Genomic DNA, 20,749 nt, shown 5'->3' with positions numbered 1-20,749 from the left:
GCAGGAAGGCACCTACCCGCTACCCGAAGCGCAAGTGGACCGCTTCATGATGCACGTTCGGGTGGACTACCCAAACCGGGAGCAGGAGCGCCAGATCATGGAACGCATAACGGACCACGAGCTCAAGATCCCCGGGGCTGGAGCCGGTGACGGCTCACCCGGTGCCCTGCAGGTTCAGCGCGTGGTCACCCCCGCGGACGTTCTGCACGCACGCAAGACGATCGGTCACGTATACGCCGACGACAAGATCAAGGACTACATTATCGATGTGGTGACGGCCACGCGTGATCCGGCCGCTATCGGACTGAAGGACCTGCGGGACATGGTCGCCCACGGAGCATCGCCCCGTGCTTCGATCGCGCTCAACCTGACCTCCCGCGCGCACGCGTTTCTGAAGCACCGAGGTTTCGTTACGCCCGAGGATGTCAAGGCCGTGGGGCCTGACGTGCTGCGCCATCGCATCATTCGCACCTACGAGGCGGAAGCCGAAGAGGTAAGTAGCGACCAGATCGTACGCCGTGTCTTCGAGGCAGTGGAAGTGCCCTAGGCTCCTTCGTGATCCCCCGCGAGATCGTTAAGAAGCTGCGCAAGATCGAGATCCATACCGCGCGTCTGGCAAACAATCAGCTCGCGGGGGGCTATCATTCTGTCTTCAAGGGCCGCGGCATGGCGTTCAGCGAAGTGCGCCAGTACCAGCCGGGTGACGACGTGCGTTTCATCGACTGGAACGTCAGCGCGCGGATGAACGAGACCTACGTCAAGGTCTTCACCGAAGAACGCGAGATGACGGTGATGCTGCTGGTGGATCTGTCGGCGAGTCAACGTTTCGCTTCCGTTGCGCGGGCGAAGATCGAGACGGTCGCGGAGGTGGCGGCCCTGCTCGCGTTCAGTGCGATCAAGAACAGCGACCGTGTTGGCCTCGTCATGTTCAGCGATCGCATCGAGCGCTTCGTACCGCCCAAGAAAGGCAAGGGGCACGTGATGCGGGTGATCGCGGAGATCCTGAATGCCCGGCCCCAACATGCGGGGACTGACCTGCGGACGGCACTCGATCTGCTGGGTCACGTCGCCAAGAGGCGCTGCGTCGCGTTTCTGATCAGCGACTTCATCGCAGCACGCTACGAGCACAACCTACGCATCTCGGCCGCACGCCACGATTTGATACCTATCCAGGTTGTCGACCCGCGGGAGGAACAGCTTCCTGACCTGGGCCTGTCCTTGGTCGAAGATCTGGAAAGCGGTGAGCTCTACGAGATCGATTGCAGCCAGCCCGCAGTGCGCCAAGCCTTCCACGACCGCGTGCTGCGGGAGCGCACAGCACGCGAGCAGCTGTTTCGGCGCCTGAATCTCGATCATCTGACGATCTTCACCGATCGGGCCTACGTCAAGCCGATCGTCGACCTATTCCGGTTGCGTCAACGGCGCATGGCGAGGTTCGGATGAGGGGGTGGCCCCTGGCAACGTGCGTCGCACTAGTCGCTGCCTCGGGCGAGGCCCAGCAGGCAGCGCCCCGCACGCCGGCGCCCGCGGCCGCCGATGCACCACCCGACGCACACACCGACGATCAGCGCCAGACCGAAGACGCGCCGGGCGATCAAGGCCCTGCGGGCGCCGCGAGCGCGGATCCGGCGGGTCTGAGCGCAGCGCATCGACCCAAGCTCTCGTTGCAGATTCAACCCGAACGGGGCGTCAAGACCGGCGAAGTCGTGCGCGTGCTCGTAACCGCCGACGCCGCCCAGGGCGACGACGTGACGGTTCCCGAGCAGGATCTCGGCCAGTTCGAGATCGTCGACAAGAGCGTGCGCATCGAGCCGGCTGCCGGCGGGCGGCAGCGTTTCAACTTCCGCCTCGACCTGTTGGCCTTGTCGCCGGGCGAAGCCCGGATCCCGGCACTCGAGCTGCGGGTCGTGACTTCGGACGGGGTGGTCGGGAGCGTCTCGACCGAGCCAAGACCCTTGGCGGTCGGTTCGCACCTGGGCAACGAGCCCAACGCCAAGCTCAAACCGCCCACCAAACCGGTGGCGGTGATCCAGGACGACTACACGCTGCTGTGGGCCCTGGGCCTGGCTGCCGGCGCCGCGTTGGTGGTGCTCATGACCCTGCTCGGAGCGCGCTGGTGGCGGCGTCGCGCGCGACCTCCCCCATCTGCACCGCCTCCTGCACCGCCCTGGGAGACCGCCACGCGAAAGCTGCAGAGGCTACGCCTGGACAAGGCCCGCTACCTCGAAGGCGACCGCGCCGCCGAGTTCGTCGATCGCACCAGCGACGTGGTCCGCGATTACCTGGGAGCACGCTACTGCTTCGAAGGCCTGGAAAGCACGAGCGACGAGGTCATCGAGAAGCTCGACAGCAATCCAGGCCAAGGCGCGCTGCTTCAGGACGTCGTTCCCTTCCTGCACCGCTGCGACTTGGTCAAGTTTGCCAAGGCCGAGCCGGACGCGGACGAGGCTGATCTGGTGCTGGCCAAGGCCTTCGATATCGTGCGCTTCAGCACCCCGGACAGCAACCAAGACGCCAGGCAGGCGACTGCTGCTCCGCAAAGCGGCGAGGCAAGCACCAAGGGGCCCTCGGACGGTCCGCCACCGGGCGCAGGACCCGAGCCTGGTGAGGCGGGCGGCACGAGCCATGACCAGAGCGGTTCGCCATGAAGAGAGTGCTCACTCGCCTGCGCCCTATCCTCTGGACGGCGTTGATCGCGCTGCCTGTGGCATCGCTCGTTGCATGGAGCATCGAAGCGCTGTACGAGGTCCCTCTCCGAGCCGAGAATCTGCGCTTCGAGCGCCCCTGGGCGTGGACGCTGCTGCCGGCTGCGCTCTTGGTGCTGGCGGTGCGTGGCTACCTGCAGCGCCAGCGTCTGCCACGCCTGCGGGTGTCGCGCGGTAGTGAGCTCGCTCAGGCCCAAGCGACCGTCTCTGCTGCGCGCCGCCTTCGATTGTGGGTTAGCGATGGCCTCGCCGGAGCACGCACGGTCGCCGTCGCGCTCATGTCGCTTGCGCTGATGGGCCCGCAGAGCATCCATGCTCGAGACAGCACGGAGGTCGAGGGGATCGACATCGTGCTGACTCTCGACGTGTCGCTGTCCATGCAGGCAGCCGACATCAGCCCCAACCGATTCACGGCCACGCAGCATGTGGTCGACGATTTCATCCAGAAGCGGCCCAACGACCGGGTGGGCGCGGTCATCTTCGGACGCGATGCCTACACGTTGCTCCCCCTTACAACCGATCACGAGGCCCTGCGCACGATGATCGATGAGCTCGAGCTGGGGGTCATCGATGGCCGAGGCACCGCCATCGGAAACGCCATCGGTGTGGCGCTCAACCGCCTCAGGCGCTCCCAAGCGAAGAGCAAGGTTGTGATCCTGCTTACCGACGGCGACTCGAACAGCGGCAACGTCTCGCCGCTTCAGTCGGCGGACTTCGCGGCCAGCCTCGGCGTCAAGATCTACACGATTCTGATGGGACGCTCGGCAGACGCGCCCATCAAGCAGGGCGTCGATCTGTTTGGCCGGGCACTGTGGGACCGCGGCAGCTTCCCCATCAACCCCGAGCTGCTGCGCAGCGTCGCAGGCAAGACCGGCGGCGAATCCTTCGAAGTCAGCGATCGTGAGGGCCTGGAAAGAAGCTTCCACGTGATTCTCGATCGTCTGGAAAAAAGCCAGATCGAAGATGCCGGACGCGTTCACGGCGAGCTGTTCGGTGCCTTTGTCGCACCCGCGCTGGCGCTGTTGCTGCTCGAGGCGTTCCTTGGCACGTTGTGGCTTCGGAGGTGGCCGTGACCTGGCATTCATCCGACATGCTGTGGCTGCTCCTGGTGGTGCCTGTCGTGATTGCTGCCGGACTGGTTGGATGGAAGCTCAGGACCAACGCCGCCGCGCGCTTCGGAAAGGCGGCCCGGTCGATGATCGTCGGCCGCTCGACCGCGCTGCGGGCAACGCGGGGGGTGCTTCTGGTGCTGGGGCTGACGCTGACGATCGTCGCGCTCGCCAGACCGCAGTACGGCAGTCGGACCCGCATGCTGCGCAAGCGAGGTGTGGACGTAGTGTTCGTCATGGACTTCTCGAAGAGCATGCTCGCCCAGGATGTGCGCCCGAGCCGCATCGAGCGAGCCAAAGCCGAGGTGACCAAGTTCATCGGCGAGCTCGGCGGCGACCGCGTCGGCATCGTGGCCTTTGCGGGCGAGACCATGGAGTTTCCGATGACCGTCGACTACGCCGCTGCGGCGCTCTTCTTTCGCGAGCTGGGGCCGCTCGACATGCCCGTCGGTGGCACGGCCATCGGTCGCGCGCTTACTGCCGCTACCAGGCTCCTGCAACGCTCGATACCGAAGCACAAGGCTCAAGCTGCTGCCGAACGCTCGCAGGTAGTCGTGCTCATGACCGACGGCGAAGATCACGAGGGTGATCCGGTCGAGGCTGCCAGGGAGCTCGCACAAACGGGAGCCAGGCTGCACGTGGTGGGCATCGGTTCCCGTACGGGCGAGCCGATTCCGACCTACGCGTTGGACGGGACCTGGACCGGATACATGAGGGACGAGGACGGCAAGCCGATCGTGACAGCCCTGACCGCTGACAACGAAAAGCAGCTTCGTCGGATCGCACAGGCAGGCGGCGGCAGGTACCTTCGTGCAAAACACGGTAGCGTGGGGATGGCCAAGATCCGTCAGGCCATGACGCGGATGAAGCAAAGGGAGCTCAAGGCCCGACGAATCACCGTGCACGAGGAACGCTATGCGCTGGTCCTGCTGCCGGCATTCCTGCTCATCGTCCTGGAGGCGCTGCTGCCGGAGGCCTGGATCGGCAGGCGCAGACAACAGGGGCAGCCATGAAGGGTTGTGCGCTCGTGGCCGCGCTGGTGGCATGTGCAAGCCCCTCGACGGTACTTGCCTGGGAGCCCCTGCGCTCCTCCAATGCGCACGTCGAAGCCGGCAACGAGCACATGGCCGAAGGCGATAGCAAGGCCGCCCTGGCCGCCTATGATCGAGCCGCCCGCGAGCTTCCGGACCGGGCGGGGGTCCACCTCAATCGTGGGCTCGCGCTGCTGGCGTCGGGCGAGCTCGCCAAGGCGCGCCAGGCGCTGCTGCTGGGAACCGAACCGGGCGGCGGCAAGGATGTACGGGGAGCCGCCTATTATAACCTGGGCGTAGCTTTCTATCGGGAGGCTGAACGCAAGGCGAGCGAAAACGACCCGGAACAGGCCCAACGGCTGTTTCGGGAGGCCGCTGATGCGCTGGGTCGATCGTTGCGCATCAAGCCTGGCCAGGAGCACGCGGCCTGGAATCTGGAGCTCGCGCTGCGCCGCATCCGTGAGCAGCAGGAAAAGCAGAAGGAAAAAGAGCGGGAAGAAGAGCAGAAGGCGGACGACCAGCAGAAGCAAGGCGACCAGCAGAAGCCCGAGGACGACCAGCAAAAGCCCGGAGACGACAAGCAGGATCAGGACCCCCAGCAGCGGGAAGAGCAACAACCCCAAGAGCAGGATTCGCAGCAACAGCAACCGGAGCAGAAGCCCGAGCAGCAACCCGAGCAACAAGACGAAGCCCAGCAAGACCAGGGGCAGCAGGACCCAGCCAAGGCACCCGAACCGCAGCCGCCGGACGAGCCTTCCGAGACCCCGGATCGGCTGCCGCAGGAAGTGGAGAAAGCCCTGGACGCGCTGCAGGCGGGTGAGGACAGCCTGGAGCGCCATCGGGCACACCTGCGGGCGGCGCGTCAAGGACGCCGGGTGCTCAAGGACTGGTGAGATGATCCCGCCGGCCACACGACAAGCGCACGCGCGGAACGCACTCCGTGCGCACGCGGCATCTTGGGTAGGCTGCCCTGTACGCTGCTCTGGTCCGCTTCTTGCCCTGTGCCTCTGGCAAACAGGCTCGCCCGCCTTGGCTCAAAGTGCACGCGTCCAGATGCAGCTCGAACCGACACACATAGCGTTGGGTCAGAGCTGCGTCCTGCGCGTGCGCGTCGAGGTCAGCGACGGCGAAGCAGAACGCATCGAGCTGCCGTCGCTCGACGCGTTCGATATCGTCAGCCGCCAGACCTCGCGTCCCATGCAGTTCTCGTTTAGCTTCGGCAGCGGCCAGCAGCAGATGATCCAACGATCGTCGACCGCGATCCACACCTTCGTGCTGCAGCCCAGGGAGGCGGGCACCTATAGAATCAACCCCGCGCGCGCCTGGATGGGCGGCAGGGAATTCGCGAGCCAACCGCAAACGCTGCGGGTCTCGGCAGGACCCGCTCCGTACACAACGCCGCGTCCAAGCCAACCGGGACCAGGCCGGGGGCAACCGTCCGGCAGGGCGCGGCCCCGGGCGCCTGGCGCGCCACGGCTTCACGCCATCCCCGAACCGGCGACGCCCCAACGCACGAAACCGGAGCTCGACGGCGCGGTGGTCGACCCAGATGCTTTTGTGCGCACCGCTATCGATAAGGGCGAAGCCTACGTCGGGGAACAAATCACGGTAACCATCTACCTGTACCTGCGCGGTCCCCTCAGCGCCGCACCGGCTATAGAAACCGAAGCGAGTGTGGACGGCTTCTGGGTGCACGACCTGTTGGGACCGGACCGCCAGCTGCAGGCACACCGCCAGCGCGTGGATCGGCGGGCCTATCACGTATACGTATTGCGACGATTCGCCGCCTTCCCCCTGCGCAGCGGCGAGCTCACGATCGGGGCCATGAGCGTTCGGGTGGATCGCAGCTCGCTGTTCGATGTCTTTGCAGGCGGGCCGCTGCCCAGCCTGCGCCGTGCAGGGGTACCCCTGAGCGTGCGGGTCAAGGAGCTGCCAGCCCAGGGTCGTCCTCGAGGCGCCATCGGCGTGGGTCGTTTCTCCCTGGAAGCGAAGCTGGACCGCACCCAGGTTTCCACGGGAGACGCGGTGCGGCTGAGCGCCATACTGCGAGGCAACGGCAACCTGAAGGACCTCAAGCTCGCAGCACCAAGCATCGACGGTATCGAAGTGTTGGCACCCCAGATCCGGGATCAGGTACACACGAACAACGACGTCGTGAGCGGAACGCGTGCTTTCGAGTGGCTGCTGGTGCCCAAGCGCCCGGGCGAGCTCACGCTCCCGCCCTTGGGAGTGAACACGTTCGACCCGGCCACGCGGCGCTACGAGCGAGTCACGTCAAAGGCGCTTACCTTGACCGCGGCCGGCCAGGGCGTTGCTGCAGCGCAAGCCGCGGACGCGACCTTGGAGCCCGACGCTCGAGAACCGGAAGAAGGCGCGAAGTTCGGCCCGCTACGAACCCACAGCGCGCTACGCCGACATCACCGCCGGCTGCTCACCGAGACCTGGTTCGTTGCGTTGCTCGCGCTCGCGCCCGGCCTTTGGCTGGCCTTTACCCTGGGACGCCAGGCAAGGCGTTACCTGCAGGCGCGCAGCGGGCGCGCCACTCCCGAACGGCTCATCAAGCGCGCCAGACAGCGCTTGCGCGAGGCAGCGCAGCGAGCCCGAGACGGCCAGAGTGCTGACTTGCACGCCGAGGTCGGGCAGGGCCTGCGGGATGCCCTGGAGGCCCGCCTGGGCGAACCGATCGGCAGCATGACACGGAGCCAGCTCGCCAAGAGACTGGCCGAACGCGGTGTGCCCCAGGAACTGGCAACCAGCCTGATTCGCGAGCTCGAGCAAAGCGAGTTCGCGCGCTACGGCAGCGCGACCAACACCGCGGCCGACATCGAGCAGAGTGTTGGACGAAGCGAGGAGCTACTGTCGCGGCTCGAGGCTCTGAAGCCCCGATCCATGGAGCAGCGCCCGTGACAACCACGGCCACCGTCCTGGCGCCGGGCCCGGTACCACGGATCACAAAATCGATCCGGCGTCCGTACCGTGTACCCTCCTTGTCCATAACGGCGCATCTGCGCCGCAGTACCACGGCTCGGAAACTCGGATTCCGGGCCGTCGTACTAGGCCTTTCGCTCATGTGGACTGCGGTAGACCGACCCGCCCGCGCACAGAGCCTGCAGAGCCTGTTCGCCGGGGCCAATCAGGCCTATTTTCGAGGTGATCACAAGACGGCCCTGGCTCGTTACGAGCGCCTGATCGCAGCGGGCGTTCGTGACGCGGATGTGTACTTCAACCTCGCCACGATCCATGCCAAGGCTGGTAGCTACGGCCGGGCGATCCTGTTTTTCGAGCGCTCGATGCGGCTTGGCCCCGGCGACGAGCAAGCCGAGCGCGGGCTGGCTGCCAGTCATGCCGCGCTCGGCCGGCGGCGAGCCGAAAGCGCGGGCGAGGCTACGGTGCGCACGCGGCCGTCGATGGGTACGGCCATGGTACGGCCGGTGTCCGAAAACAGCCTGGCACTGAGCGTGCTCGTGCTCGAGGTCGCGTTTTTTGCAGTCTTGGCAGCTCTCGGAATCACCCGGCGCGAGACGCCGCGGGTAGCGCTGGGTGTGGCTGCACCGCTCCTCGGGCTCTGCCTGCTCGTTAGCGCGCTCGGCCTCGCCACCAAAGCAGATGCCTGGTCGCAAGGACGACGCGCAGTGGTGTTGCGCGAGCAGGCGGAGGTGCGAGAGGGCCCGGATCCTCGAGCCCAGGCACGAGCTCGAGTGCCGGAGGGCCGATACGTACGTGTTGTCGAGCGCGACAACGGCTTCGTCCGCGTGCGGATGCCAGGCGAGATCGAGGGCTGGATGAAGCGCGGAGACGTCGGGGACATCTGAATTCAACGCATGGAAACACACGAGCAGGCCCCTCGGGCTTCGGGTCGAGCCCTCACTCGCGACCCGCGTCAAGAGCGCCGTCCGAACCGGCGTCCAGGGGCGGACCGGCCGTGGGGCCGGCAAGACCTGCCTCCCCCCCGGCGTCGACGGCGCCCGCGTCGGGGACGCCCGCGTCGGGGACACCCAACTGTGGGAGCGCATGGCACTCGGAAGTGCAGCGGTCGATGCAGGGAAACAGCGCTTGCGCGCGAGTCCAGGGTTCCATTTGCCCTAGGAACGCACCGCAGTGTGCCACTGCGCACGGCATCTGGGTCTCGCCTGCACGCCGGCAACGGTGTCTAAGCAGACAGGCCATCAGGCGCACGCAGTGCTCATCGCACAGCAGCGTGCGCGCCGGACAGTCGTCGCAGGTGCATTCGGTGCAAGCACGAACGCCGCCTTCCCACGAGGACTGGCGGCATTCGTTCGGACTGTGTGGGGGCGCGGAGTCGGCGCCAGCGTCACTTGCAGCTCCCCCTTCCCCCCCGGCATCCAGCGCGGACGCGTTTTGTTGATCACCATCGCATGCGGCGGCGGCAAGGCACCAGGTCGCTACCAGCACGACGATTCGCAAATTCGGTCGCTGCCTTTCTCGGCGCATGGTGGCTCCACCATATCCTCGCGCCTGCGACGCGTCGAACCTGCGGCGCGTGCCCGCGCCCCAACTCATCCATTTCGCCGGGCCTGGCCACCACTTAGGGCCCGCGGAAGAATAACTCATCCATTTCGCCGGATCTGACCACCGCTGGCTATGTTGCTCCTCCTCGAAGTATCCCCAATACTCCTCGTCGTCGCGCCTCGCCAGCGGCGCCCAGTCCTCACCGAAACACCCGGGTCATTCTTCCGCGGGCCCTTACTGCAGGCTGATGCAGATCTTGCCGAAGTGCCTGGCTTCCTCCATGTACGCAAGCGCCTCCCGCGCCTCTTCAAACCGAAAACGCCTCCGGTCGAGGACCGGCTCGAGGCGATGCAGGTCGATGGCCCGCAGCATGTGCTCGAAGGTCTCGCGGGAGCCCACCATGACCCCCTGAAGCCGAATCTGCTGAAGGAATACTCGCGGCAGATGCAGCTCGTGTCGAGCACCTCCCAGCACTCCGATCAGGCTGATTTGGCCACCCACGGCGGTTGCGCGAATCGACTGCTCGAGCGTACCCGCGCCGCCGACTTCTATCACGTGGTCCACGCCCACACCGCCCGTAAGATCCCGTACCGCTTTGCCCCAATTGGGTGTGGTCCGGTAGTTTACCGTGCCCCTGGCACCGAGCTCGCGGGCGCGCGCCAACTTGCCCTCGTCGCTCGACGTCACGACCACCCGGGCGCCCAACAGGGTCGCAAATTGCAGGGCAAATAGCGCCACACCGCCTGTGCCTTGTACCAACACGGTGTCTCCAGCGGTGACGCTGCCAAATCCCGTGAGCGCGCTCCACGCTGTTACGGCCGCGCAGGGCAGGCTAGCGGCCTGCTCGTAGCTCATCCACGCGGGCACTTCGACCAGCGCGCGCTCGTCCGCCGCGATCAGCTCGCACAGCGTGCCGTCCAGGGGACCGCCCAAGGCGTCGTGCAGCTTGGCCTGCGTGGGCCTTCCGGAGGTCCAGTGCGGGAACATGCAGGTCGCCACCCGCGCCCCGACAGCGAGTCGCTCAACCTCCTCGCCGACGGCGACAACCTCTCCGGCCCCATCCGAAACCGGAATCAGGGGCAGCGGCGTGTGGCGCCCGTAGCCTCCGCCGACCATCACGAGATCGCGGTAGTTGATGGACGCTGCACGCACACGCACCAGCACCCGGCGACCTGCGATCGACGGCTGCGGGCGCTCAGTCAAACGGAGATGCTCCAGTCCAAACGCGCGGAGCTCGTAGACTTTCATGGCACCTTCTTGCGCTACCGCTGCCACGTCCAGTACCACACAGGAACGCACCATGCGAGCAGTTGCAGGCTACCTCGCGGGCCGCGATGCGTGTATGGTGCGACGCGATGCAGATCCTCTTCGTTGCGAGCGAGCTAGCACCCCACAGTGCGAGCGGAGAAACCGCCCAGGTGGTCGCCGCACTGGCAAAGGCGCTGCGGGCGCTCGGGCACGGAGTCACGGTTCTGTCGCCCCTCTACAGGAACGTGGATGCGGCGGGCCGCTCGCTAGCGCGCCGGCTGACCAACCTGAGGCTCAAGTTGGGTGAGGCAGAGTACACGTGCGAGCTCTACGACGGACGAACAGCCGGCGGAGTCGATCTGCTCTTTGTCGGCCACGCCGAGTGGTTCGCGACCCACGAGCCGACGGCGCCGGAAACGCCGGCACAAGCTTTCACCCGCACCGCCTTGCTGTGCCGCAGCGCCGTGGCGATCGCTCGGGATCGGCAGCCTGCTTTCGACATCCTGCATGCTCATGGCTGGGGCGGGGCACTTTCGACAGTCTGGAGCAAGCGCGATGACGAGCTCTCTCGGCTGCGCAGCGTGCTGTCTTTGCACGACATCAAGCAACAGGGACTCTTCAAGCAGCAGCAGCTCGTGGACATCGAAGCAGCACGCGAGCTTCTTGACGAAGCGTCAACCGATCACCAGCGACAAGAGGTCAACCTGCTCGAGGAAGGCATCTTGGCCGCAGATCGGGTGGTCGCCGGCTCTGCAACCCATGCCCGGCAGATCGTGGTGCCCGGTTGCGGGCAGGGTCTCGAAGGCCGATTGGCGGCACGTGGCAGCGACCTCGTTGGCATCGTCCACGGAATCGACGTATCCGTCTGGAACCCGGTGATCGATGCGCACCTGCCCGCTCGTTTCGGCCCAACCGACCTTACGGGCAAAACGCGCTGCAAGTTGACCTTCCAGCGTACCCTGGAGCTACCGGTAGAGGCCCAGCTGCCGCTGGCCGTGTTTGCGAGCGAAGCGAGCCGCGACAAAGGTGCCGACCTGCTGATAGACGCAGCCCCTTCCATCCTGCAAAACAACGTCCAGCTGTGCGTACTTTGCCCCGGCCACGGCTCGGTCGATCTCTCGCCGCTGGAGGCATTGCAGGAGCGCTTCGGCGATCGCCTTCGGGTCGTTGCAGGCGTGCGAGAGGCCCAGTTACGCCAGGCCCTTGCGGCCAGCGATTTCCTCCTGCTTCCGGCCCGCTACGAGCCTTACGGGCTGATGCAGATGCATGCGCAACGCTACGGCTCACTGCCCATCGTGCGCGCCACCGGTGGACTGGCGGACACGATCGTGGACTGCAACAGCAAGCTCGAAACGGGCAATGGTTTCGTGTTCGACGAGGCAGACGCCGAAGAGCTCGTAGCGGCCACCCGCCGCGCGTTGGCTTGCTTTGCTCGCCGGCATGAATTCGAGAACCTTCGCTGCCGAGTCATGCGCCTCGACAATTCCTGGGAGCGCCGCGCCCGTACCTACGAGAGCCTTTACCGCGGGCTCACGGCCAGTCCTTCAACCGCGTGACATTGGTCGATGATCGCGGTCGAGCTCGCGCCTTGATCTGCCAGTCTTCGCGGGGATTACGCTTCACCAAGAGCGCTGAATTCGAGACTAGTCTCTGAAATTGGTGAATTGCAGGGCGATCCCGAACTCGGTCTCCTTCAGTAGACGAATAGCTTCCTGCAGTTCGTCCTTCTTCTTGCCGGTCACGCGCAGCTGATCGCTCTGAATCGCCGTCTGTACTCTGAGTTTGCTGGCCTTGAGCGCCTTCACCATCTCCTTGCCCTTCTCCGCGCTCACGCCGCGCCTGAGCTTGATGCGGCGCCGCACGTGACCCTTGGCGGCTGGCTCGAGCGGCTCGGGATCCAGCACCTTGAGGGAAACAGCACGCTTGACCAGCTTCTGCTGCAGTACATCGTAGGCTGCTTGCAGTCGGCCCTCGCTACTGGAGCGCAGAACAAGCCCCTCTTCGGTCTTGTCGATGCTGGTCTCGGTCCCGCGAAAGTCGTACCGCTGCGCGAGCTCCCGCGAAGCCTGCTGTACCGCGTTGTCGATCTCGTGCAGCGGGGGCTCCGAGACCACGTCGAACGAGGGCATCGTCTACTCCTGTGTTTGCCAGGATACGCGCGTGGTCGCTCGGAGCAAGTCCGGGATGGGCACCGTGCCTCGCCACCGGCACACTCGCCGCAGGCACAACAGCCCAGACACTCGAATCGAGTTCCCGGGCCGTTGTACCAGCGGGGCCGCCGCTGCAGCCCAGGTTCGGGGACGCGCCTGCTGCTATGGGCCGACTATGGGCAGAAGCCCTGCTGATTCTCCGGCGTCTCGCAGCCGTTGAAAGGATTGCCGTCGCAGTTCAGCCAACTGCCGTTGCAATCGACCAGCCTGCAGATGCCGCTGACGCACCTGCCCGTACCGTTGTTGAAGGCGCAGACGTTGCCGCAGGCACCGCAGTTGCTCTCCTGAGTCATGAGGTTGTTGTTGCACGTGCCATTGAAGTCGCAGTCAGCCCGACCCCGTGGACACTGACCCGGCGGCTGCAGGGGAGTGAAGCAGGGCTGAGTCGACTCGCAACCGTTCTCGAAGATGCCGTCGCAGTCGAAGCGGTTGCTGAAGCAGTCGACGATCGTGCAGACACCGCTGATGCACCGCTCGTCTGCCATCTGAAGCGTTTCGCAGTTCCGGTTGCACTGACCGCAGTTCTGATTGCTGGTCAGCGTGTTGGTATCGCAGCTGCCGTTGAACGGTGGGTTGCAGTCGCCACGACCCCGAGAGCCTTGGCAGATGCTGAGGTGAGCACCCGGGATGCCGCCGAATCCGCTGGCACCGAACGTCCCGCCAAATCCGCCAAGGCCCGCCAGACCACCGATTCCCCCAAGGCCGCCGACTCCGCCAAGGCCGCCGATGCCCCCAAGGCCGCCGATGCCCCCAAGGCCGCCGATTCCGCCAAGGCCGCCGATGCCCCCAAGGCCACCGGCTCCGCCAAGGCCGCCGATGCCCCCAAGGCCACCGGCTCCGCCAAGGCCGCCGATTCCGCCAAGGCCGCCGATTCCGCCAAGGCCACCGGCTCCGCCAAGGCCGCCGGCTCCGCCAAGGCCGCCGATTCCGCCAAGGCCACCGGCTCCGCCAAGGCCGCCGATACCTCCGGCTCCGCCGATGCCTCCGGCTCCGCCGATACCTCCGATACCTCCGGCTCCGCCGGCACCACCGATACCTCCGGCTCCGCCGATTCCGCCGATGCCTCCCGCTCCGCCGATACCTCCGGCTCCGCCGATACCTCCGGCTCCGCCGAGCGTTCCAGCCCGGCCACCCACGCCGAGCGTTCCAGCCCGGCCACCCACGCCGAGCGTTCCAGCCCGGCCACCCACGCCGAGCGTTCCAGCGCGCCCACCAGTCCCGACGGTCCCAGCGCGCCCTCCAATCCCGATGGTCCCAGCGCGGGCTACCGTTCCCCCGGTCGGAGCCGGTGGCTGATTGCCGCCGCCACAGGCTACGAGGCCGACACCCAAGAGGATGGCCAAGAATGCTCGGTATCTATTCATAGTGATGAAGCCTATCCCTGTTTACAGCAGGTTTATGGGGATGTTGTGCAACGATTGGAGTCTATATTGACCCGAGTCGATGTACAATACCCCGCTACCGATGAATCGTTAGGATCCGTCCAGCCAAGGCGGGTCGACACCGGCCGCGCAAGAAACCAGAGGTCTTTGCATGCGTTTCGTTCTGGCTACCTTCTGGGTGGTGTTGTTAGCCACGCTGTGGGGCTGTGGCAAAACCGAGATCGCAGCCAAGCCCCGGACGCGGGTTTCGCCGCCACCGGTTCCAGAACCTGAGGTGATGGCCCCGGCGGCGCCGCTGACGGCTCGCATCGGCGGAGCCGTGGTGGCCCTTGGCAGCTACGGGGCGGAGCTGCGCCCCGCGGTGGACGGCTCGCTGCAAGCCATCGTATGGGAGGCTTCCGGCGGAGCCCTGCTGCAGCCGCAAGCCGCCCAGCTCACGTTGGTGGTGTCCACGAGCTCAGGGCCGGTAGCCGTTCCCATGAAGTGGGATTCCAAGCAGATGAGATTTTCGGGCGGTCTTGACGGCCCAGCAAAACTGGTCTCCGGTCCCCTCGAAATCTCCCTCGTGGCTGCTGGCGGCCACGCCCAAGGGCGCCTGAATCGAGTCGCGCTGCTGCCAGAGCGGCTGCACGGCGGCACCCAGCTGCTGGCTGGAGATTTCGGGGCGGAGGTTGCTGTGAGCTCGAGCGGCGAGGTCGATGCGCTCCTCGCGGACCGAACCGGGCGGGTGCTGGCCGGCGACCCGAAGCTGTCGGTTACCGCTGAAGTCGCCGGCTCGGACGACGATCCGCACGCCGTGAAGCTCTCCTGGAGCCCGCAACACGAACGTTATCGAGGCATGGTTGGGCCCGATGTGCAGGTCGCAGCGGGGCCTTTCAACCTCTCGATCGCCGCGGGGAATGTGACGCACGTTGGCAGCCTCACGTTCCTGCCACTGCGTGTCCCACCCCGTTTTGGCGGAATCGTGGTCGCGGCGGGCGATTACTCGGCCGAGGTGCTGTGTCGCCGCAACGGTCGCATCGAGGCCGTGCTGCTGGACAGTTCGGGTCGACCCCTGGCCGGGGAGTTCGGCGTTTCGGTCGATCTTTTGGTCGCTGGTCGCATGCGCTCCTTGCCGCTTTCATGGAGTAACAAGAGGCAACGCTACGTTGGTAGGCTGCGGGGCGGCCGCAAGCTCAACCCTGAAGTGTTCAGGATCACCCTTGGCCAGGGGGGTCACCGGTTCGGTGGTGGGGTCTATTCACTGGCCGAGCTCCCGGTGCCAAGGCCAAACCGCTGGGCAAAGGTCACACCTGGCGCGCAACCGCAAGTCACGACCCCGCGCAAGGTGGTGGCGAGGCGTAATGGGCGCCACGAAGTCGACCCGTCAGCGAAAGGCAAGAACGAACCCCAGCCCCTTGACGCCGAACCAAGGCTCGGCTCGATGCCCCCCCGGGGGGAAACCGCAACCCGCTCGAAGCGTGCCGCGAGATAGCCGACCGTTGGCCCCGCGGCGTGGCCCCCGATCGTCATGTTGCGCAGTGAAGCTCTATTTCGAAGAGAGGAAGGAGCCGGTCGGGAATGCTCGAAGACGGTCGATGGCCAGTCTGCTTGGCTCCAGCTGCTCGATAGAATGTTCCTGCATGCGGATCTCCCTGGATGATCAGGGTCGTGCATCCGAGTTGCTGAGCCGCAGTCTTGGCATGCTCGAGAAGCTCCCGGCCGTAGCCCTTCGCCATCTCGTCGGGCTCGACGAACAGGAAGTCCAGCTCGCACCTGGTATCGTCCAGCCGGTCGAGCCCGTAGAACCCGACGATCCTGTCTTCAGCGACTGCTACGAAAACGGGTTGGTGCATTGCGCGATCGGGCATTACAGTCAGCTCGGTGACGCACGCGGAGAGGAATTCCACGCTGTAGCCCCAGTAGCCCTTGGAACGCAGCGCGAGGGCGCTGAGCACGGGGTACTCGTTGGGCTGGGCTATGCGGATGACTGTCGATCGACCAGACAACTGACATTCCTGTGAGAAGCCCAAGGCGTCTTGACCGGCAATGATACGGGCATGGAGGTCGAGCGAGTAGCGGACGACGTTGGGTCATAGCGCCCGAAACCAACAAATCGAGCGCAACGCCCGGACGCGTAGGCACAAGGAGAAGACCATGTCCGTTTCCACATTGAAGGGCAGGAACGTCCCGGTTCGACTGTGGACGAAGCTCGAGGAGGTGGAGAGCTCGGCGCTTGACCAGCTCAAGAACATAGCGGCGCTCCCCTGGGTGTTCAAGCACGTCGCCGCCATGCCCGACGTCCACTTCGGAAAGGGCGCGACCGTGGGCTCCGTGATCGCGATGAAGGATGCGGTCGCTCCGGCGGCCGTCGGCGTCGACATCGGCTGCGGCATGGCCGCGGTCAAGACCAACCTGACGGCGTCCGACCTGCCCGACTCGCTCGCACTGGTCCGGCATCGGGTCGAGCAGGCCATTCCCGTCGGCTTCGCGTCGCACGACAAGGTGGTGAAGTACGCTGAGAAGCAGCGGCTTTTCAAGGAGTTCCACCTGCTCACGCACAAGGTCCAGGATCGCCTGGGCAACGCCCGCAAGCAGATGGGAACGCTGGGCGGCGGCAACCACTTCATCGAGCTGTGCCTCGACACCGAAGAGAGCGTCTGGCTGATGCTCCACTCGGGCTCGCGCAACATCGGTAAGATGCTCGCCGAGATCCACATCGGCCGGGCCCGGAAGCTCGCCCACAACGCGAAGCTGCCGGACCGCGACCTCGCCGTCTTCCTCGCCGGCACAGCCGAGATGGAAGAATACCGCCGCGATCTGTTCTGGGCGCAGCGGTACGCGCGAGCAAACCGCGAGGTGATGTTGAAGCTCTACGAGGACGTGCTCGTCAAGATGTTCCGTGAGGTTCGCTTCGAAGAGCCGATCACGTGTCACCACAACTACGTCGCCGAGGAGGTTCACTTCGGCGAGGAGGTCCTCGTGACCCGCAGGGGTGCGATCAGCGCCCGCGAGGGCGAGCTCGGCATCATCCCGGGCTCGATGGGTACGCGCTCGTACATCGTGCGCGGCCGGGGCAACCCCGACGCATTCCATTCCGCATCGCACGGTGCAGGAAGGAAGATGAGCCGGGGCAAGGCAAAGAAGCACTTTTCTGTCGACGACCTGCGAATCCAGACCGAGGGCGTCGAGTGTCGCAAGGACCGCGCGGTGCTCGATGAGATCCCCGGCGCGTACAAGGACATCGACCAGGTCATGGACTACCAGAAGGACCTCGTCGAAGTCGTCGCCGAGCTCAAGCAGGTCATGTGCGTCAAGGGCTAGCACCTCGCCTCGACCCTTGTCGTCGTATGCTAGCTTCTTGGCGCGATCTGCTAGTGACTCGGGTGGTGGGCAGCGCTAGGCTGGGAAGTACACAAGTAGCCCCATGTCCAGCAATACCTGGAATGTCAGTTTTCCGGCACGAATACGGCCGGCTCGTCTCGACGCTGTCACGTCGCGTGGGGGTGCAGCATATCGAGATCATCGATGAAGACTCGATGGCGAGCTCGAGCGCTCCGCGCTCGCGGCATCGAGGCCTGCGATGCATGCAGCTTTGTGTGCTTGCGGGGCTGCACTGCCTGGCGATCGGTTCCGGTTGCGGCTGCGAAGGCGATGGGGGCGATGCTTCGGCGCCCTTCCTGGTTTCCGAGCAGCTCGACCGGTTTCAGCTAACCGACAGCTACACCAGGGAGCGGTCCAGGTTTGCGGTCTGGCGCGGTGCTACGGGAACCGAGCGGATACTGCAGCAGGAGCTGCGAACCGGCGCGGATGCCACGCAGGCTGCGCGCTTGCTAGCGGACGAAATCATGCGGCTCGAGGCCGTCTACGCCGATGCCGTGTCGCCTTACCCTGGTCGGATCTCGAATCAGATCACGAGCACGGACAGGCTGCAACCGGAGCGCTACCAGCAAGTGCGGAGCGGCCAGGACTGGACCTACTACAGGCTATACGCAGGTGCGCGTCTCGCGTACGGCACGGCACCCGAAGAGTCCATCGGGTACCGGTCCGTGCTTGCCTGGCTGCATTGTAAGAAACGGCAGCGTTTCTATGTCGTCAAGTACTTTGCGCCACTCGGCACTCCCTGGGAGCGCATGGAAGCCTTTGTGTTTTCCCTGCGTTGCCCGTGACCGTTGGGAGACGTTGGGAGCGCATGATGCAAAACCACTTCCCGAATCTTCTGGTGCTGACGCTCTCGTTGGCAAGCTCTACGATGCTAGGTTGCCGGAGCAATGAGTCCGAGAAACCCTCTGGATCGGCCGCCGGCGGCCCAACCATCACAAAGGGTCCGGCCACCAAGTTGTACTGGTACCTACCCGACGGCATGCGGGCCGACCCAGAGCTGTTCGACATCTTCCAATGGGCACAGCAGGGGCGCCTTCCCAACCTGAAGAGGATGATGGAGCGCGGCACGTATGGCTTCTCGGTGCCCGCATTCCCCAGTCACACGCCAACGAACTTCGCGAGCCTGTTCACGGGAGCCTTTCCCGAGGTGCATGGCGTCAACGACGGACCGATGCACACCGAAGGCAACCCGCTCGGGCGTGTATCGGTTGGGGGCTTCAGCTCGCTGGCAAAGCTGGTCGATCCCATATGGGTCACCCTGGAAGCCACGCACGGCAAGCGGGTCACGCTCTTGTCCGTGCCGGGCTCGACCCCTCCGGAGTTGCGCAAGGGGATCACGATTCGGGGACGTTGGGGCGGTTGGGGCGCCGATTTTCACGCCGTGAATTTCCAGGACGGCTCAGACCAGACCGCGCGCAAGGAGCAGGGTCGTGGCGCACGCTTGTTCTTCTCTGGGCCCTCGCTGGCGAGCTACCCGGACAAGAAGCCGGCAACAGGCTGGACCAGGCCGCCCAGATCGTTCTCACCCGCGCTTGAAGTCGAGATGGCCGCGTGGGGAGCCAGCGTGCACGCCTTGCTGCACGACACGAGCGACGACAATCAGGTGAACTACGATGCCGTGGCGTTGTCCCCGGACAAGACGCGTGTCGTTGCCACGCTCACGCAAGGCAAGTGGAGCGAATGGCTGCCCGTTCGGCTGACCTGGAAAATACCAGACAAGAAGCTGGAGAGAGGCGTCGCGACTTCGTACAAGGCGAAGCTGATCAAGCTCGATCCGAAGGGTTTTTTTCGCCTGCGGCTGTTGTTCAACAACCTCAACGAGTTTCTGACCGATCCGCCGGGGATTGCGGTCGAGCTCGACAAGGCGGTGGGCCCCATGGTCGACTTCGCCGACAACTTCCCGCCGCAGCTGATCTACTTCCCGGAAGATAAACAGACCTTCCTCGAGGAAGCCGAGATGTCGTTCGAGTGGCACCGCAAGGCAGCACGCCACGTGCTCGAGCAACACGATCCCGACGTGTTCATCGGCAACGTCTACACGCCGAATCAGATGCTCACGAGCCGCTGGTGGATGGGCGGCATCGACCCAGCAAGCACCCGCTACGCCGCCACTTCGGAGATCGAGCGCGCCGAGCTATGGAAGGAAGTGCACTGGATGTACGAGAAGCTCGACGACATTTGCGGAGAGCTGCTCCGGCGCGCCGATGACCGCACGCTCGTGGTGCTCTCTTCGGACCACGGAGCTGTGCCGCTAAACCACTGGGTGCGACTCAACAACCTCTTGGCACGCGAGGGTTTGCTCAGCTTCAGCATCGATCCGGCAACGGGTGAGCCGCTGATCGACTGGGCCAAGACCAAGGCGATCTACCTCAAGATGGACGGTATCTACCTCGACCCGAAGGGGCTTGCAGGCGATTGGAGGCGCGCCTCGGGCCCAGAGTACAACGCGCTGCGCACACGCGTCAGCAAGCTCCTGATGAACCTGGCCGACCCCGACGGCGTGCATCCCGTGGTCAAGGTGGTCAAGTGGGAGGACGCCCAAGCTTCCCTTCGACTCAACAAGGCCCGTGTTGGCGATCTGGTCATCGCCAACCGCCCGGGTTACGGCTGGAACGAAGAGATGACCGGGGACCTTGCGCTCTTTTCCAAGCCACGCAAGTCGGGCTACAAGCAAGCGATCATGGCTGGGGAGGTCAAAGGCATGTGGACCCCGTTCGTGATCGTGGGGCCGGGCGTCAAGCAAGGTAATTTCCTGGGCACCACGCCCATTCAGATGGCGGATCAATACCCCACGCTCATGCACTTGCTTGGCGCAGGCGCTCCTTCGCACGTGCAGGGCAAAGTGATACAGGCCGCACTAGCCGGACCCTAGGGAGTCCAGGCAGGCGCGGGGCTTATCTCGGAAAGCCCTGTACGCGCTCCACACGGCTGACGTGGTAGCCGTGGAAATCCGTGCTGAGTTGATCTCGGACCGTGAACTCAAAGGCGACCTTACCCGTACGATCCATCTCGAGCACACGGGCCCACTTCTTGACGCGTGGGCTATACAGATCGTTCGTCGGCGGATCCGTCAAGCCGCCGAAAGCGATCAGGATGTTGCCGTTTTGAAGCTCGTTGGCGTCTCCCATGAAAGGCGAATAGCCCCGGAAGCCGGTAGACTCCCACGACTGCTCCACGAGCATACCGACAGGGTCCAGCTTGTACTCGACGGCTCGGCTGGCGGGTTGATCG

Annotated in this window: 19 protein-coding genes; 13 read left to right on the top strand and 6 right to left on the bottom strand. The window is 65.1% G+C overall.

Annotation, left to right across the window (positions count from 1 at the left end; translation table 11 throughout):
* The 8 genes from MJD61_17650 to MJD61_17615 all read left to right on the top strand — a co-directional run.
* On the top strand, window positions 1–547 hold a 547-nt coding region (locus MJD61_17650), incomplete at its 5' end, for a MoxR family ATPase (protein MCG8557087.1).
* 8 nt (window positions 548–555) lie between these two features.
* Window positions 556–1,443, top strand: coding sequence for a DUF58 domain-containing protein (locus MJD61_17645; protein MCG8557086.1), 888 nt, complete (start codon window positions 556–558; stop codon window positions 1,441–1,443).
* Window positions 1,440–2,648 carry a hypothetical protein gene (locus MJD61_17640; GenBank protein MCG8557085.1) on the top strand — a complete coding sequence of 403 codons (1,209 nt, stop codon included), beginning with the start codon at window positions 1,440–1,442 and terminating at the stop codon, window positions 2,646–2,648. The genes MJD61_17645 and MJD61_17640 overlap by 4 nt, the downstream gene beginning before the upstream one ends.
* The gene (locus MJD61_17635) at window positions 2,645–3,778 is read left to right on the top strand and encodes a VWA domain-containing protein (GenBank protein MCG8557084.1); all 1,134 of its coding nucleotides are present in this window, start codon (window positions 2,645–2,647) and stop codon (window positions 3,776–3,778) included. The genes MJD61_17640 and MJD61_17635 overlap by 4 nt, the downstream gene beginning before the upstream one ends.
* Window positions 3,775–4,827, top strand: a complete 1,053-nt coding sequence (locus MJD61_17630; protein MCG8557083.1) for a VWA domain-containing protein — start codon at window positions 3,775–3,777, stop codon at window positions 4,825–4,827. The genes MJD61_17635 and MJD61_17630 overlap by 4 nt, the downstream gene beginning before the upstream one ends.
* Complete coding sequence (locus MJD61_17625) at window positions 4,824–5,738, top strand: tetratricopeptide repeat protein (GenBank protein ID MCG8557082.1); 915 nt, start codon at window positions 4,824–4,826, stop codon at window positions 5,736–5,738. Before MJD61_17630 ends, MJD61_17625 begins: the two co-directional genes overlap by 4 nt.
* 160 nt (window positions 5,739–5,898) lie before the next feature.
* Window positions 5,899–7,752 carry a BatD family protein gene (locus MJD61_17620; protein ID MCG8557081.1) on the top strand — a complete coding sequence of 618 codons (1,854 nt, stop codon included), beginning with the start codon at window positions 5,899–5,901 and terminating at the stop codon, window positions 7,750–7,752.
* Window positions 7,753–7,913: 161 nt separating this feature from the next.
* A complete protein-coding gene (locus tag MJD61_17615) occupies window positions 7,914–8,657 on the top strand; it encodes an SH3 domain-containing protein (GenBank protein MCG8557080.1) in 744 nt (247 codons plus the stop codon).
* 52 nt (window positions 8,658–8,709) lie between these two features.
* Here the strand turns inward: MJD61_17615 and MJD61_17610 are convergent, their stop codons facing one another.
* The gene (locus MJD61_17610; protein ID MCG8557079.1) at window positions 8,710–9,297 is read right to left on the bottom strand and encodes a hypothetical protein; all 588 of its coding nucleotides are present in this window, start codon (window positions 9,295–9,297) and stop codon (window positions 8,710–8,712) included.
* 252 nt (window positions 9,298–9,549) lie between these two features.
* Window positions 9,550–10,617, bottom strand: coding sequence for an NAD(P)-dependent alcohol dehydrogenase (locus MJD61_17605; GenBank protein MCG8557078.1), 1,068 nt, complete (start codon window positions 10,615–10,617; stop codon window positions 9,550–9,552).
* Between the two features lie 53 nt (window positions 10,618–10,670).
* On the opposite strand from MJD61_17605, the gene MJD61_17600 reads away from it, so the two are divergent.
* Entirely contained in the window at window positions 10,671–12,119 is a 1,449-nt protein-coding gene (locus tag MJD61_17600; protein ID MCG8557077.1) for a glycogen synthase, read from the top strand.
* Window positions 12,120–12,206: 87 nt separating this feature from the next.
* Here the strand turns inward: MJD61_17600 and MJD61_17595 are convergent, their stop codons facing one another.
* Window positions 12,207–12,692: a YajQ family cyclic di-GMP-binding protein gene (locus MJD61_17595; GenBank protein ID MCG8557076.1), complete on the bottom strand. Its 486-nt coding sequence runs from the start codon at window positions 12,690–12,692 to the stop codon at window positions 12,207–12,209.
* Window positions 12,693–12,886: 194 nt separating this feature from the next.
* A complete protein-coding gene (locus tag MJD61_17590; protein MCG8557075.1) occupies window positions 12,887–13,258 on the bottom strand; it encodes a hypothetical protein in 372 nt (123 codons plus the stop codon).
* A gap of 1,048 nt (window positions 13,259–14,306) precedes the next feature.
* On the opposite strand from MJD61_17590, the gene MJD61_17585 reads away from it, so the two are divergent.
* Complete coding sequence (locus tag MJD61_17585) at window positions 14,307–15,629, top strand: hypothetical protein (protein MCG8557074.1); 1,323 nt, start codon at window positions 14,307–14,309, stop codon at window positions 15,627–15,629.
* A 34-nt stretch (window positions 15,630–15,663) separates the two neighbouring features.
* Here the strand turns inward: MJD61_17585 and MJD61_17580 are convergent, their stop codons facing one another.
* On the bottom strand, window positions 15,664–16,143 hold the full coding sequence (locus tag MJD61_17580; protein ID MCG8557073.1) for a GNAT family N-acetyltransferase: 480 nt from the start codon (window positions 16,141–16,143) through the stop codon (window positions 15,664–15,666).
* A 148-nt stretch (window positions 16,144–16,291) separates the two neighbouring features.
* Between MJD61_17580 and MJD61_17575 the strand changes: the two genes are divergently transcribed.
* The 3 genes from MJD61_17575 to MJD61_17565 all read left to right on the top strand — a co-directional run bounded on the left by MJD61_17575 (window position 16,292) and on the right by MJD61_17565 (window position 20,390).
* Window positions 16,292–17,458 (top strand): RtcB family protein, encoded by a 1,167-nt coding sequence (locus MJD61_17575; GenBank protein ID MCG8557072.1) that lies wholly within the window; start codon window positions 16,292–16,294, stop codon window positions 17,456–17,458.
* Window positions 17,459–17,580: 122 nt separating this feature from the next.
* Window positions 17,581–18,303: a hypothetical protein gene (locus MJD61_17570; protein ID MCG8557071.1), complete on the top strand. Its 723-nt coding sequence runs from the start codon at window positions 17,581–17,583 to the stop codon at window positions 18,301–18,303.
* 23 nt (window positions 18,304–18,326) lie between these two features.
* Entirely contained in the window at window positions 18,327–20,390 is a 2,064-nt protein-coding gene (locus MJD61_17565; protein ID MCG8557070.1) for an alkaline phosphatase family protein, read from the top strand.
* 22 nt (window positions 20,391–20,412) lie between these two features.
* Here the strand turns inward: MJD61_17565 and MJD61_17560 are convergent.
* Window positions 20,413–20,749: aryl-sulfate sulfotransferase (locus MJD61_17560; protein ID MCG8557069.1), on the bottom strand; the 337-nt coding region annotated here is incomplete at its 5' end.

The sequence above is a fragment of the Pseudomonadota bacterium genome (assembly GCA_022361155.1).
GTDB lineage: Bacteria > Myxococcota_A > Polyangia > Polyangiales > JAKSBK01 > JAKSBK01.
The sequence above is the reverse complement of the archived record's forward strand: the minus strand, read 5'-3'. Positions and strand labels throughout refer to the sequence as shown.

Bases quoted from the DNA above. Each gene is read 5' to 3' on its own strand.
- MJD61_17575 (MCG8557072.1), top strand. From the start codon at position 16,292: ATGTCCGTTTCCACATTGAAGGGCAGGAACGTCCCGGTTCGACTGTGG.
- MJD61_17640 (MCG8557085.1), top strand. From the start codon at position 1,440: ATGAGGGGGTGGCCCCTGGCAACGTGCGTCGCACTAGTCGCTGCCTCG.
- MJD61_17585 (MCG8557074.1), top strand. From the start codon at position 14,307: ATGCGTTTCGTTCTGGCTACCTTCTGGGTGGTGTTGTTAGCCACGCTG.
- MJD61_17615 (MCG8557080.1), top strand. From the start codon at position 7,914: ATGTGGACTGCGGTAGACCGACCCGCCCGCGCACAGAGCCTGCAGAGC.
- MJD61_17600 (MCG8557077.1), top strand. From the start codon at position 10,671: ATGCAGATCCTCTTCGTTGCGAGCGAGCTAGCACCCCACAGTGCGAGC.
- MJD61_17605 (MCG8557078.1), bottom strand. From the start codon at position 10,617: ATGGTGCGTTCCTGTGTGGTACTGGACGTGGCAGCGGTAGCGCAAGAA.
- MJD61_17595 (MCG8557076.1), bottom strand. From the start codon at position 12,692: ATGCCCTCGTTCGACGTGGTCTCGGAGCCCCCGCTGCACGAGATCGAC.
- MJD61_17590 (MCG8557075.1), bottom strand. From the start codon at position 13,258: ATGGCAGACGAGCGGTGCATCAGCGGTGTCTGCACGATCGTCGACTGC.
- MJD61_17570 (MCG8557071.1), top strand. From the start codon at position 17,581: ATGTCAGTTTTCCGGCACGAATACGGCCGGCTCGTCTCGACGCTGTCA.
- MJD61_17565 (MCG8557070.1), top strand. From the start codon at position 18,327: ATGATGCAAAACCACTTCCCGAATCTTCTGGTGCTGACGCTCTCGTTG.
- MJD61_17620 (MCG8557081.1), top strand. From the start codon at position 5,899: ATGCAGCTCGAACCGACACACATAGCGTTGGGTCAGAGCTGCGTCCTG.
- MJD61_17635 (MCG8557084.1), top strand. From the start codon at position 2,645: ATGAAGAGAGTGCTCACTCGCCTGCGCCCTATCCTCTGGACGGCGTTG.
- MJD61_17610 (MCG8557079.1), bottom strand. From the start codon at position 9,297: ATGCGCCGAGAAAGGCAGCGACCGAATTTGCGAATCGTCGTGCTGGTA.
- MJD61_17625 (MCG8557082.1), top strand. From the start codon at position 4,824: ATGAAGGGTTGTGCGCTCGTGGCCGCGCTGGTGGCATGTGCAAGCCCC.